Source organism: Neisseria sp. 20925_1_37, from assembly GCF_041433255.1.
GTDB classification, from domain to species: domain Bacteria; phylum Pseudomonadota; class Gammaproteobacteria; order Burkholderiales; family Neisseriaceae; genus Neisseria; species Neisseria flavescens_D.
Genome location: NZ_JAPWBC010000008.1, coordinates 64,670 through 77,818, shown reverse-complemented (window position 1 = coordinate 77,818; position 13,149 = coordinate 64,670). Strand labels below are relative to the sequence as shown.

11 protein-coding genes and 1 other RNA gene are annotated in these 13,149 nt (G+C 50.8%); 10 read left to right on the top strand and 2 right to left on the bottom strand.

The annotated features are described in order from the left end of the window. Nucleotides 1-40 precede the first annotated feature (40 nt). The 3 genes from cysT to O3661_RS07780 all read left to right on the top strand — a co-directional run bounded on the left by cysT (nt 41) and on the right by O3661_RS07780 (nt 2,893). Nucleotides 41-877: a sulfate ABC transporter permease subunit CysT gene (gene cysT, locus O3661_RS07790; RefSeq protein ID WP_004520580.1), complete on the top strand. Its 837-nt coding sequence runs from the start codon at nt 41-43 to the stop codon at nt 875-877. Nucleotides 878-962: 85 nt separating this feature from the next. Beyond that, nucleotides 963-1,823, top strand: a complete 861-nt coding sequence (cysW, locus tag O3661_RS07785) for a sulfate ABC transporter permease subunit CysW (RefSeq protein ID WP_371492939.1) — start codon at nt 963-965, stop codon at nt 1,821-1,823. After that, nucleotides 1,820-2,893: a sulfate/molybdate ABC transporter ATP-binding protein gene (locus O3661_RS07780; RefSeq protein ID WP_371492937.1), complete on the top strand. Its 1,074-nt coding sequence runs from the start codon at nt 1,820-1,822 to the stop codon at nt 2,891-2,893. Before cysW ends, O3661_RS07780 begins: the two co-directional genes overlap by 4 nt. Nucleotides 2,894-2,947: 54 nt before the next feature. Here the strand turns inward: O3661_RS07780 and ung are convergent, their stop codons facing one another. Continuing rightward, nucleotides 2,948-3,607 (bottom strand): uracil-DNA glycosylase, encoded by a 660-nt coding sequence (gene ung / locus O3661_RS07775; RefSeq protein WP_371492936.1) that lies wholly within the window; start codon nt 3,605-3,607, stop codon nt 2,948-2,950. Nucleotides 3,608-3,732: 125 nt separating this feature from the next. On the opposite strand from ung, the gene O3661_RS07770 reads away from it, so the two are divergent. From O3661_RS07770 to O3661_RS07745, 6 genes are all read left to right on the top strand, one after another. Next, a complete protein-coding gene (locus tag O3661_RS07770; RefSeq protein WP_371492935.1) occupies nt 3,733-4,158 on the top strand; it encodes an NfeD family protein in 426 nt (141 codons plus the stop codon). Nucleotides 4,159-4,167: 9 nt separating this feature from the next. Continuing rightward, nucleotides 4,168-5,130, top strand: a complete 963-nt coding sequence (locus tag O3661_RS07765) for an SPFH domain-containing protein (RefSeq protein ID WP_039863787.1) — start codon at nt 4,168-4,170, stop codon at nt 5,128-5,130. A gap of 75 nt (nt 5,131-5,205) precedes the next feature. After that, nucleotides 5,206-6,468 carry a multifunctional CCA addition/repair protein gene (locus O3661_RS07760; RefSeq protein ID WP_371492934.1) on the top strand — a complete coding sequence of 421 codons (1,263 nt, stop codon included), beginning with the start codon at nt 5,206-5,208 and terminating at the stop codon, nt 6,466-6,468. Further along, nucleotides 6,468-7,079, top strand: a complete 612-nt coding sequence (locus O3661_RS07755) for a hypothetical protein (protein ID WP_128581998.1) — start codon at nt 6,468-6,470, stop codon at nt 7,077-7,079. Before O3661_RS07760 ends, O3661_RS07755 begins: the two co-directional genes overlap by 1 nt. A 63-nt stretch (nt 7,080-7,142) precedes the next feature. Then, nucleotides 7,143-7,454, top strand: a complete 312-nt coding sequence (locus O3661_RS07750) for a hypothetical protein (protein ID WP_371492932.1) — start codon at nt 7,143-7,145, stop codon at nt 7,452-7,454. 167 nt (nt 7,455-7,621) lie between these two features. Then, on the top strand, nt 7,622-8,839 hold the full coding sequence (locus O3661_RS07745) for a uracil-xanthine permease family protein (RefSeq protein WP_371492931.1): 1,218 nt from the start codon (nt 7,622-7,624) through the stop codon (nt 8,837-8,839). 117 nt (nt 8,840-8,956) lie between these two features. On the opposite strand, the gene ffs is transcribed toward O3661_RS07745, so the two are convergent. Further along, nucleotides 8,957-9,053, bottom strand: an RNA gene (gene ffs, locus O3661_RS07740) — signal recognition particle sRNA small type. 260 nt (nt 9,054-9,313) lie between these two features. Here ffs and O3661_RS07735 point away from each other — a divergent pair. After that, on the top strand, nt 9,314-13,147 hold the full coding sequence (locus tag O3661_RS07735) for a DUF3683 domain-containing protein (RefSeq protein ID WP_371492929.1): 3,834 nt from the start codon (nt 9,314-9,316) through the stop codon (nt 13,145-13,147). Nucleotides 13,148-13,149: the final 2 nt, after the last annotated feature.

Here is a 13,149-nt window from a genome sequence, read left to right as displayed (position 1 = left end):
TGTTAAAGTAAGCGTGTATTAAATTCTGACGGTTGCCATTATGTTGTTACTCAAAACGCCTTCTGTATTGCCGGGTTTCAAGCTCAGTTTGGGTTTGACGGTTTTATGCCTGTCGCTTTTGGTGGTTTTGCCGTTTGCGATGATGGCGGCCAAAGCAGCAGAAATCGGCTGGAGCGGATTTTGGAACACGATTACCGAACCCAATGTCTTGGCGGCCGTCTGGCTGAGCTTGCGGATGTCGTTTTATGCGATGTTAACCAATATCGTGTTCGGCACGTTGGTCGCCTGGGTATTGGTGCGCTATGAATTTCCGGGCAAAGGGTTGGTAAACGCTTTGGTCGATTTGCCGTTTGCGCTGCCGACAGCGGTAACAGGCATTGCGTTGGCAACCCTATACGCCCCCAATGGCTGGATAGGTCGTTTTTTCGAGCCTTTGGGCATCAAAATTGCCTTTACGCCTACCGGCATCTGGATTGCGCTGATTGTCGTCAGCCTGCCCTTTATCGTCCGCGCCGTGCAGCCGGTATTGGAAGAATTGTCGGGCGAATATGAAGAAGCGGCGGCAACTTTGGGCGCAAGCCGTTGGACTACGTTCCGCCGTGTCCTTTTGCCTGAAATCACACCGGCACTTCTGACCGGTGCAGGCATGATGTTTGCCCGCTCTACCGGCGAATACGGCTCGGTCATCTTTATCGCAGGCAATATTCCAATGGTGTCTGAAATCCTGCCCTTGATTATTACCGGCAAACTGGAGCAATACGATGCTCAGGGCGCATCTGCCGTTGCCCTGTTTATGCTGATGATTTCGTTTGTCATCCTGCTGATTTTAAACATTATGCAATGGACTTTAAGCCGCCGCGCCGGAGCGAGGGTTTAACAAACAACAGGCCGTCTGAAACATCAGAACAAACATTTTTCAGACGGCCCAAACAGATACAAGAATAAATCGAGACTACCCTACCATGAAAACCCATTCCACCAATCCAAATTTGAGCGAACCGCGTTGGCTGCGCGTATTGCTGACCGCTACCTCCTTGGGCTTTCTGCTGCTGATGCTGGTCGTGCCTTTGGTTGCCGTATTCTATGAAGCCTTAAAAGGCGGTTGGGATTTGTACCTGCAATCACTAACCGATCCCGAAGCTTGGTCTGCCATCAAATTGACGCTGATTACCGCGCTGATTGTCGTTCCCGTCAATGCCGTATTGGGCGTGGCGATGGCATGGTTGCTGACCCGTTTTGATTTTCGCGGCAAGCAGTTGCTAACTACCTTGCTCGATTTGCCGTTTTCCGTGTCGCCCGTGGTGGCCGGTTTGATGTTCGTCTTATTGTTCGGTGCGCACACGGCGTTGGGCGGCTGGCTCGAAACGCAAGGCATACAGATTATCTTCGCCATCCCCGGCATTATTTTGGCGACACTGTTCGTTACCTTCCCCTTTGTCGCACGCGAAATCATCCCACTGATGCAGGCGCAGGGCGACAGCGAAGAACAAGCCGCGCTGATACTCGGCGCAAACGGCTGGCAGATGTTTTGGCGCGTTACCCTGCCCAACATCAAATGGGCGCTGCTCTACGGCATCATTCTTACCAACGCCCGCGCGATGGGCGAATTCGGCGCAGTCAGCGTGGTATCGGGGCACATTCGCGGCGAAACCAACACCATCCCGCTTTTAGTCGAAATCTTCTACAACGAATACAACTTCACCGGCGCATTCGCCCTCTCCGGCGTATTGGCACTTTTAGCCTTGGCCACCTTGCTGGTGCAAAACATCATTACCAAATTACAAGATAAAAAACTCGCCGCCGCCGAAAGGAACGCAGCATGAGCATCACTATTCAAAACTTAAACAAACACTTCGGCAGTTTCCACGCGCTGAAAAACATCAACCTCAACGTCCCCACCGGCAAACTCGTTTCCCTGCTCGGCCCATCCGGCTGCGGCAAAACCACGCTCCTGCGCATTATCGCCGGACTGGAAAACGCCGACGGCGGCCAAATTCTCTTTGACGGCCAAGACGTTACTGCCAAGCATGTGCGCGAGCGCAAAGTCGGTTTCGTGTTCCAACACTACGCCCTTTTCCGCCACATGAACGTGTTTGACAACGTTGCTTTCGGTTTGACCGTATTGCCCAAGTCCGAACGTCCGTCCAAAGAACAAATCCGAGCCAAAGTCGAAGAATTGCTGAAACTCGTGCAGCTCTCCCACCTCGCCAAATCCTATCCGCACCAACTCTCCGGCGGCCAACGCCAACGCATCGCCCTCGCCCGCGCCCTTGCGGTCGAACCCAAACTCCTGCTTTTGGACGAACCCTTCGGCGCGTTGGATGCCAAAGTGCGCAAAGAATTACGCACCTGGCTGCGCGACATTCATCACAACCTTGGCGTAACCAGTATTTTGGTCACGCACGACCAAGAAGAAGCCCTCGAAGTTTCCGACGAAATCGTCGTCATGAACCACGGCCAAATCGAACAAACCGGCAGCGCCGAAGCCATTTACCGCAAACCCGAAAACGCCTTCGTCACCGAGTTCCTCGGCGAAACCGACGCTTTTGAAGGCAGAATTGAAAAAGGCATCTGGCATTACAACGGCTTCGCATGGAAATTGGACGCACACTACAAATGGCAGGAACAAACCGCCATCGGCTACATCCGTCCGCACGAATGGCAGCTGGCCGCCGAAAACGAAACACCGATGATTCGTGCCAAAATCGAAAAAATCCACGCCGTCGGCGCATTGACGCATATTTTGGTCAAACACGACAAACAGGACGTACATATCACGCTGGCTGGCAGCGATGCCGCGCGTTACCAAATCGCCGAAGGCAAAGAATTGAAGCTGATTCCGAAACAGGTTTATGTCTTTTCTCAAAACGAACTAATTGAATATTCGATTTGAGACTAAATCATAAGGCCGTCTGAAAATCTGCTTTCAGACGGCCTTTCATCTTATTTAAACCTGCCAATCAATCGGCTCTAAACCATGTGCTTGCAAATAAGCGTTTGCCTGCGAAAAATGCTTGCAGCCGAAAAAGCCACGATACGCCGATAAAGGCGAAGGGTGCGGCGCGGTCAGCACCAAATGACGGCTGCGGTCGATAAACGCGCCTTTCTTCTGCGCATGGCTGCCCCACAGCATAAAGACCAAATGCTCGCGTTCCTTATCCAATTGTCGGATAACTTCATCGGTAAACGCCTCCCAACCAAAAGTCGCATGAGAATGAGCCGAACCAGCACGGACAGTCAACACTGTGTTCAACAGCAACACGCCCTGTTCCGCCCAATGCTGCAAATAGCCGTGTTGCGGAATCTGAAATCTCTCAATATCCGTCGCCAATTCTTTATAAATATTGACCAGTGACGGTGGCACCGCAATTTCAGGTTGCACGGAAAAAGCCAAACCATGCGCCTGACCCGCGCCATGATACGGGTCTTGCCCCAAAATCACTACTTTTACATTGCCGAATTCAGTCGTCCGAAAGGCATTGAATACATCGCGCTCAGGCGGATAAACGGTTATCCCCGCCTGCCTTTCATGGCGCACCTTCTCTAAAATCGTTTGAAAATACGCCTTTTCTTTTTCCGCACCAATCGCCTCGTGCCAAGTCTGCATTATTTACCGCTCCGTATTTGAATGGACTTATTATAACTGAAATAATTTTCAGCCTTAGCCTTTTCATTTTAAGCCATTGCCATTATGATAAGGATTATCAAAAGATTATTAAAAGGATATGCCGCATGACGATATGGTTTGTTGCCGCCGCCGTTGTTCTAATTGTCGAATTGTTTATCGGAACGGTTTATCTTTTGGTTGTCAGCGTAGCGCTGGCCGCCGCCGGAATCATGTACGGATTAAGCGGACACTTCTCCACCGCCGTTTTGACCGCCGCCATCATCAGCGCACTCGGTATCTGGCTGGTACACGGCCGTCTGAAAAACCGCTTGGCTCCCCAAGCGCTCAACGATGATTTGGATATTGGGCAAAACGTCCGCATCCTACGCCACCTGCATGACAATATTTACGAAGTCGCCTACCGCGGCACACACTGGCAGGCGCAAGCCGAACGGCCTCAAGATACTTTTCAGACGGCCTCAAGTGCAGTCATTACTGCCAAAAACGGTAATCTACTGATTATCCGCACACTCTCCCAACCATCATCATAAGGAAACATTATGGAATTTCTGCTCAGTCTCCCCGTCCTCATCCTCATCGTTGTTGTTGTTTTTGGTTTCAAATCCTTTATCGTTGTACCGCAACAGGAAGTTTATGTAGTCGAACGATTAGGCCGTTTTCACAAAGCGCTGACCGCAGGTCTGAACATCCTTATCCCATTTATCGACCGTGTCGCCTATCGTCACTCGCTGAAAGAAGTTCCTTTGGATGTTCCCAGCCAAGTCTGTATTACCCGCGACAACACTCAGCTGACTGTGGACGGCATCATCTACTTCCAAGTTACCGATCCTAAACTCGCTTCATATGGTTCCAGCAACTACATCATGGCGATTACCCAGCTTGCGCAGACAACTTTGCGATCTGTCATCGGCCGCATGGAGTTGGATAAAACCTTTGAAGAACGCGACGAAATCAACAGCATTGTTGTTGCTGCTTTGGACGAAGCGGCAGGCGCATGGGGTGTGAAAGTCTTGCGTTACGAAATCAAAGACTTGGTTCCGCCGCAAGAAATCCTCCGCTCAATGCAGGCACAAATTACCGCCGAACGTGAAAAACGCGCGCGCATTGCCGAATCCGAAGGCCGTAAAATCGAGCAGATCAACCTTGCCAGCGGTCAGCGCGAAGCAGAAATCCAACAATCCGAAGGTGAAGCGCAAGCCGCCATCAACGCGTCAAACGGTGAAAAAATCGCCCGCATCAACCGCGCACAAGGTGAAGCCGAAGCCCTGCGCCTGGTTGCCGAAGCCAACGCCGACGCCATCCGCAAAATTGCCGAGGCTGTCCGCTCAGAGGGCGGTGCTGAAGCTGTTAACCTGAAAGTTGCCGAGCAATACGTTGCCGCCTTCAGCAATTTGGCTAAAGAAAGTAACACGTTGATTATGCCCGCCAACGTTGCCGACATCGGCAGCTTGGTCTCCGCCGGTTTGAAAATCATCGACGGAAACAAGCCTAAAGCGTCATAATAGCGTTCTGACTCAGGCCGTCTGAAAACCCAATACGGCTTTTCAGACGGCCTTTTTATATCGTTCGATTTTTATATGAATACACAAACCATCAAAACCTATCTTGTCGGCGGCGCCGTCCGCGACTATCTTTTAGGCCTGCCCGTCAAAGACCGCGACTGGGTAGTCGTCGGTGCAGATGCGCAAACCATGTTGGCTCAAGGCTATCAACCCATCGGCAAGGATTTTCCCGTCTTTCTCCATCCGGACAGCCACGAAGAATACGCCCTCGCCCGTACCGAGCGCAAAACCGCCAAAGGCTATGCCGGATTCAGCTTTCATGCCGATAAAGACGTTACGCTGGAACAAGACCTGATGCGCCGCGACCTGACCATCAATGCCATGGCGCAAGATTCAGACGGCACGATCATCGACCCTTTCGGCGGACAACAAGATTTGGCGGCCGGCATCCTGCGCCACGTTTCGCCTGCCTTTGCCGAAGACCCCGTGCGTATTTTGCGTATTGCCCGTTTTGCCGCGCGTTATGGTTTTCAAATTGCCGATGAAACCATGTCGCTGATGCGGCAAATGGTAGAAAACGGCGAAGCGGATGCCTTGGTTGCCGAACGTGTCTGGCAGGAATTGGCCAAAGGCTTGATGGAGAAAAATCCGCGCCGAATGATTGAAGTTTTGCGCGAATGCGGCGCACTCAAAGTTTTACTGCCAGAAGTCGATGCCCTTTTCGGCGTACCGCAACGCGCCGACTATCATCCCGAAATCGACAGCGGTATTCATACGCTGATGGTTGTACAACGAGCCGCAGAAATGAATCTGCCCCTCGCCGAACGCTATGCCGCCTTATTGCACGACTTGGGCAAGGCAAAAACACCGGCCGATATCCTGCCGAAACACTACGAACACGACGTCAACGGCGTCGAACCCGTCCGCGAAGTCAATCAACGCCTGCGCGCACCCAAACACTGCGCCGAGCTTGCCGAACTCGTCTGCCGTTGGCACATCATGCTCCATCAAGTCGGGCAGTTTAAAAGCAAAACCATTTTGAATGTTTTGAAAAAAACCGATGCATTCCGCCGCCCCGAACGTTTTCAGACGGCCTTAAACGTCTGCGTGGCCGACAAACAAGGCCGTCTGAACCTTAAAGACACCCCCTATCCGCAGCGTGAACACTGGCTGGCCTTACTTGAAGCCGCCAACCAAGTAGATGCAGGCAAAATTGCCGCCGAGTGCCGCGCACAAGGCAAAGCGCACCTTATCGCCGAACAAATTGATCATGCTCGCTTGGCGCAAATTACACCGCTGCAAAAAGCATATCAGGCAGACAAAGTAGGAGGATATTGATGACATCTTCACGTTATAAAATTGAACAAACACCTAGCAAAATTACCTTGTCAGCAAAAATTATACGTAACCGACTCAAACTTCTATTAACTTGCAGAGACCTTGTAATCGTACTATTGATATTGGCAAACATTCCAAATTTAAACTTTGAATCAGCATTTAATATCATACTCCTCATATTTTTGGGTCTGCTTTCTTTCCAATGTATTTATGACTTACTGTGGCAACTTTTTGGACAAGAACATATTCATGTTCAAAATGGAATACTTTCACACCAGTTCACGCTGTTTGGATTGGGAAAAGGTAAAAAATTTTCACTCATAGAAATAGCGCAATGGCAGCCACATGAGAACCATGCAAATACTAAAAACACTAAAATAACACTGCGTAACTATTTGAGCCAGAGAAGGAATACATCCACCATCTCCAGCCCCTTGCGACAACCAAATAGTAAACAAGGTGCATGGTCATTTGTTTATCATGGGGAAACCATATATATCGGAGAATTTTTTTATAGCGACGATTACCAAGCAATTAACTCAAAATTAAATAGCCTAATGCCAAAAAAAGCCAAAACAGAGGTACTTTCCGAACCAGAATACGGCCTTTAAAACAGCCACCACGATATCTGCTATAATCCGCACCTTGACCATCTTATTTCAACAATAAAAATCATGACCATCCAGACCAATTTACTTCACAAAAAAATCAGCAATGAAGATTATCAACGCCTCATTGTCAAACACAGCGAATCTTTCAGTAACGGCGAAATCCGCCTATTAAACGAAATCCTTGAAAAATTCCACTTTGATGTCGTACAGGAGCAGGCATTGGCGCAAGCGGTCATGCAGCAGGTACGCTTTGACCCCAACGCCTACCATATCGACAGCGACGATGAAGACACAACCGGCATCTGCCCGCACTGCATCAATCCGCCCATGCCGCCCCTGCGCGATTATTTGGTTTGGCGCGAAACACGCGGCTGAAAATTTTCCTAATCGATTTTGATAAGTTATTAACCATTCGTTATCGAACAAGGCCGTCTGAGCAGGTGTCATCGTTACATTTGTTCAGACGGCCTTTTGTAAATAAATGTTCACGACTAGGATAAATCAGTATAATCTGCGCCGTTTGAATTTTCTTCGGAGCTTTTATGAACCAGCTTAAAACGGCGGTAGCAGGTGCGCAGATTTTGTTTGTCGCATTCGGTGCCATGGTGCTTGTGCCGCTTCTGACGGGACTGAACCCGGCTTTGGCATTATTAGGCGCAGGCTTGGGCACCTTGTTGTTCCAATTGGTTACCAAACGTAAAGTGCCGATTTTCCTCGGTTCTTCTTTTGCCTTTATTGCACCGATCATCTATTCAGTCAAAGAATGGGGTCTGCCTTCTACCATGTTTGGCCTGTTTGCGGCAGGTTTCATGTACTTCATCTTTGCCGCGCTGATTAGATGGCGCGGTCTGGATGCGGTACACAAGCTGTTGCCGCCCGTGGTTATCGGCCCGGTGATTATGGTAATCGGTTTGTCCGTTGCCTCAGAAGCCAGCAAGATGGCCATGGGTCAATCAGGCGGCAAGCAGGTCATCGACTATATCGACTCGCTGATTCTCTCCGGCTTTACCTTTGCGGTAACCGTCATTGTTTCTGTCTTCGGCAGCAAAATGATGAAGCTGATTCCGATTCTGATCGGCGTGGCTTCCGGCTATGTGTTGGCTTTAATCATGGGCTTGGTCGATACCAGCGCCATCATCAACGCTCCTTGGTTTGCCGTCCCTCATTTTGAAACGCCTCAAGTCAACTGGCAGGCTGCCTTGTTTATGTTGCCCGTCGCCATTGCCCCGGCCATCGAACACATCGGCGGCATTATGGCCATTGGTAATGTAACCGGCAAAAACTACACCAAAGACCCGGGCTTGGACAAAACCCTCGCCGGCGACGGCTTGGGCGTATGCGTGGCCGGTTTGATCGGCGGCCCTCCTGTAACCACTTACGGCGAAGTAACCGGCGCGGTGATGATTACCAAAAACAGCAACCCCGTCATCATGACTTGGGCAGCTATTTTTGCGATTTTCATGGCGTTTTTCGGTAAGTTCAACGCGTTTTTGGGTTCGATTCCTATGCCGGTTATGGGCGGCATTATGTTGCTGCTGTTCGGTACAATCGCCTCTTTGGGCATCAAAACATTGATTGATGCGAAAGTCGATTTGATGCAGCCGAAAAATCTGGTTATCGTCAGCTCCGTATTGACGACCGGTATCGGCGGCATGATTATCAAAGTAGGTACTTTGAGCTTCGCCGGTGTAGGTTTGTGCGCCGTATTGGCCATTATCCTAAACTGCGTTTTGCCCAATACAAAATCAGAAGAAGCATAAATAGCTGGTTCATAAACTCAAAGGCAGTCTGAAAATGAGATTTCAGACGGCCTTTTTATTACGCTTTATACAATGAAAAATGCCGGAGACTTAACCATCTCCGGCATTTTTGAATAAGGTGGCGAGCCGAACCCCCGGCACTGGCTCATCAGAGTGGGCTGCTGGCTTCCGCCCCTGACCCGGTGTTCCGAATTACCATGCGGGGAGACCCGCCATAGAAGAAACGCATTATAGCGGTTTTACAGAAAAACTCAAGCGATAAAATCTGTCAGGCCGTCTGAAAACCATTTACACGACAAGATTGTAAACAATATTACCTAGTTGCAAATCATTCCCATTGAAATGTTTATTGTCTTTTCCGTTGAAAAATATCGGAAATTACACTACATTAACACTTTACGCCATCAAGAAGAAATTGCATTTTTCAGACGGCCTTTAATATAAAAACATTACATCCATCAACGGAACACGACCATGACCACGACTACTGCCCCTCAGCGTATTCGAGAAATTCCCTATAACTATACTTCTTATACCGACCGCGAAATCGTCATCCGACTGTTGGGCGACGAAGCGTGGCAAATCCTGCAAGACCTGCGCGGTCAACGCAAAACAGGACGTTCGGCACGAATGCTGTTTGAAGTATTGGGCGATATTTGGGTGGTCGTGCGCAATCCGTATCTGGTTGATGACTTGTTGGAGCACCCGAAACGCCGCGCCGCGCTGGTACGCGAAATGCGCCACCGATTAAATGAAATCCGCAAGCGCCGCGATGATAATCGGCAAGTGGATGTCTTGGTTGCCGCAGCAGAAAAAGCAGTCGAGCGTTTTGATAGCAGTTTTGATAAAACCAGCCAAAAACGCCATCAGATTTTGGAACGCTTAAGCAAAATCACCAAGCCGCACAACATCATGTTTGACGGCTTGGCTCGCGTAACGCACGTTACCGATGCGACCGACTGGCGCGTGGAGTATCCATTTGTCGTCGTCAATCCTGATACCGAGGCAGAGATCGCTCCTTTGGTGCGCGCTTTAATCGAATTGGACTTGGTTATTATCCCGCGCGGCGGTGGTACGGGTTATACCGGCGGCGCAGTACCTTTGGACGCAAACAGCGCAGTCATCAATACCGAAAAACTCGACAAGCATCGCGGCGTCGAATACGTTGAACTGGCAGGCTTGGACGGCAGACATCCGATTATCCATTGCGGCGCAGGCGTAGTAACCCGCCGAGTGGAAGAAACCGCACATCAGGCAGGTTTGGTGTTCGCCGTTGATCCGACTTCCGCCGACGCGTCTTGCGTGGGCGGTAATGTGGCGATGAACGCAGGCGGTAAAAAAGCCGTGCTGTGGGGTACTGCCTTGGACAACCTCGCCTACTGGAACATGGTCAACCCTCAAGGCGAATGGTTGCGTATCGAACGCGTGCGCCACAATTTCGGCAAAATCCACGACGAAGAAACCGCCGTGTTTGACGTACATACGCTGGATTCAGACGGCCGCAATATCGTCAATACCAAACGTTTGGAAATCCCCGGCCACAAATTCCGCAAAGTCGGTTTAGGCAAAGACGTTACCGACAAATTCTTGAGCGGCCTGCCCGGCGTGCAAAAAGAAGGCACAGACGGCATCATCACCAGCGTTGCCTTCGTGTTGCATAAAATGCCGAAATACACGCGCACCGTGTGTATGGAGTTTTTCGGTACGGTCGCCACCGCTACGCCGTCCATCGTCGAAATCCGCGATTTCCTACTTACCCATGAAAGCGTGCGGCTGGCCGGTTTGGAGCATTTAGACTGGCGTTACGTCCGCGCCGTCGGTTATGCCACCAAAGCGGCAGGCAAAGGCCGACCTAAAATGGTCTTGCTGGCAGACGTGGTTTCCGACGACGAAGCCGCCGTACAGGCAGCCGCCGAACACATCTGCGAACTCGCCCGCGCCCGCGACGGCGAAGGCTTTATCGCCATATCTCCTGAAGCCCGTAAAACCTTCTGGCTCGACCGCAGCCGCACCGCAGCCATCGCCAAACATACCAACGCCTTTAAAATCAATGAAGACGTAGTAATCCCACTCGAAAGGCTCGGCGAGTATTCAGACGGCATCGAACGCATCAACATTGAGCTTTCCATCCAAAACAAACTCAAACTCTGTGCCGCTTTGGAACAATATCTGTCCGGCAAACTCCCCATCGACAAAATGGGAACAGACCTGCCAACCGCCGAACTGTTGGGCGAACGCGGCAAACACGCCCTGGCCCACGTTTCCGCTGTCAAAGCGCGTTGGGAATGGCTACTTGCTAACTTAGACGCGCCGCTTGCCGACTATAAGGCTCGCTATGGCGCAGCTGTCCATGCCGCGCCCGAAGCCAAAGACAATGAAAGCTGCTTTATTGCCTTCCGCGATTTCCGCCTGCGCGTGTCTGTCAAAGCGGACGTAATGAAGCCGCTTTCAGAAATCTTCAGCGGCAAAACAGATACCAAAATTATCCAAGGCTTGGGCAAAATCCACTCCAAAACCGTACGCAGCCGCGTCTTCGTCGCCCTGCATATGCACGCCGGCGACGGTAACGTTCATACCAATATTCCGGTTAACTCAGACGATGCCGAAATGCTTCAGACGGCCTACCGTTCGGTCGAACGCATCATGAAAATCGCCCGTTCGCTCGGCGGCGTAATTTCCGGCGAACACGGCATCGGCATTACCAAGCTCGAATTTTTGACCGATGAAGATTTGCAACCGTTTTGGAACTATAAAAACCAAGTCGATCCCAAGCACACCTTCAACCGTCACAAACTGATGAAAGGTTCGGACTTACGTAACGCCTACACGCCATCTTTCGAGCTTTTGGGGGCGGAATCGCTGATTATGGAAAAATCAGACCTCGGCACCATCGCCGATTCCGTCAAAGACTGCCTGCGCTGCGGCAAATGTAAACCTGTTTGCTCTACTCATGTTCCGCGTGCCAACTTGTTGTACAGCCCACGCAACAAAATCCTCGGCGTAGGCTTGCTGACCGAAGCCTTCTTATACGAAGAACAAACCCGTCGCGGCGTTTCCATTAAACATTTTGAAGAACTGATGGACATCGGCGACCACTGCACCGTGTGCCACCGCTGCGTTAAACCTTGCCCTGTCAACATCGACTTCGGCGACGTTACCGTAGCCGTCCGCAACTATCTTGCCGATTCCGGCCACAAACGTTTTTCGCCTGCGGCTTCAATGGGCATGGCGTTCCTGAACGCCACAGGCCCGAAAACCATCAAAGCCCTGCGCGCCGCCATGATACAGACCGGTTTCCCTGCGCAGAACTTTGCCTACAAAATCGGCAAGCTTCTTCCGATCGGCACTAAAAAGCAAAAAGCCGAACCGAAAGCCACCGTCGGTACCGCCTCAATCAAAGAACAGGTTATCCATTTCATCAACCGTCCTTTGCCGAAAAGCGTGCCTGCCAAAACTCCGCGCTCCATGCTGGGTATAGAAGACGACAAGAGCATCCCCATCATCCGCAATCCGGCTTCTCCGGAAGATGCCGAAGCCGTGTTCTACTTTCCAGGTTGCGGCTCTGAGCGCCTGTTCAGCCAAATCGGACTTGCCGTTCAAGCCATGCTTTGGCATGTCGGTGTACAAACCGTCCTACCGCCCGGCTATATGTGTTGCGGCTATCCGCAAGACGCAGGCGGCAATAAGGCTAAAGCCGAAGAAATGAGCACCAACAATCGCGTGGCTTTCCACCGTATGGCAAACACCCTCAACTACCTCGACATTAAAACTGTCGTCGTCAGTTGCGGTACCTGCTACGACCAACTGGAAAAATACCGTTTTGAGGAAATCTTCCCCGGCTGCCGTATCATCGACATCCACGAATATCTGCTTGAAAAAGGTGTGCAGCTAAACGGCGTACAAGGTCAGCAATACCTCTACCACGACCCTTGCCATACCCCGATCAAAACCATGAACGCCACCCAAATGGCCAGCAGTCTGATGGGACAGAAAGTCGTCTTAAGCGACCGCTGCTGCGGCGAATCCGGTATGTTTGCCGTCAAACGACCCGACATTGCCACTCAGGTCAAATTCCGCAAACAAGAGGAAATTGAGAAAAACCTCAAAGAGCTGCCGCAGGGCGAACCAGTCAAAATGCTTACCTCCTGCCCAGCCTGCCTACAAGGCTTGAGCCGCTACGCCGACGACAACAATATGCCTGCAGACTACATCGTCATCGAAATGGCGAAACACATCCTCGGCGAAAACTGGCTGGATGAGTTTGTGAAAAAAGCCAATAACGGCGGTGTAGAAAAAGTATTGCTCTAAGG

Excerpts from the sequence above, each read along its gene's own strand:
- cysT (WP_004520580.1), top strand. The coding sequence starts at position 41 with ATGTTGTTACTCAAAACGCCTTCTGTATTGCCGGGTTTCAAGCTCAGT.
- cysW (WP_371492939.1), top strand. The coding sequence starts at position 963 with ATGAAAACCCATTCCACCAATCCAAATTTGAGCGAACCGCGTTGGCTG.
- O3661_RS07780 (WP_371492937.1), top strand. The coding sequence starts at position 1,820 with ATGAGCATCACTATTCAAAACTTAAACAAACACTTCGGCAGTTTCCAC.
- ung (WP_371492936.1), bottom strand. The coding sequence starts at position 3,607 with ATGCAGACTTGGCACGAGGCGATTGGTGCGGAAAAAGAAAAGGCGTAT.
- O3661_RS07770 (WP_371492935.1), top strand. The coding sequence starts at position 3,733 with ATGACGATATGGTTTGTTGCCGCCGCCGTTGTTCTAATTGTCGAATTG.
- O3661_RS07765 (WP_039863787.1), top strand. The coding sequence starts at position 4,168 with ATGGAATTTCTGCTCAGTCTCCCCGTCCTCATCCTCATCGTTGTTGTT.
- O3661_RS07760 (WP_371492934.1), top strand. The coding sequence starts at position 5,206 with ATGAATACACAAACCATCAAAACCTATCTTGTCGGCGGCGCCGTCCGC.
- O3661_RS07755 (WP_128581998.1), top strand. The coding sequence starts at position 6,468 with ATGACATCTTCACGTTATAAAATTGAACAAACACCTAGCAAAATTACC.
- O3661_RS07750 (WP_371492932.1), top strand. The coding sequence starts at position 7,143 with ATGACCATCCAGACCAATTTACTTCACAAAAAAATCAGCAATGAAGAT.
- O3661_RS07745 (WP_371492931.1), top strand. The coding sequence starts at position 7,622 with ATGAACCAGCTTAAAACGGCGGTAGCAGGTGCGCAGATTTTGTTTGTC.
- O3661_RS07735 (WP_371492929.1), top strand. The coding sequence starts at position 9,314 with ATGACCACGACTACTGCCCCTCAGCGTATTCGAGAAATTCCCTATAAC.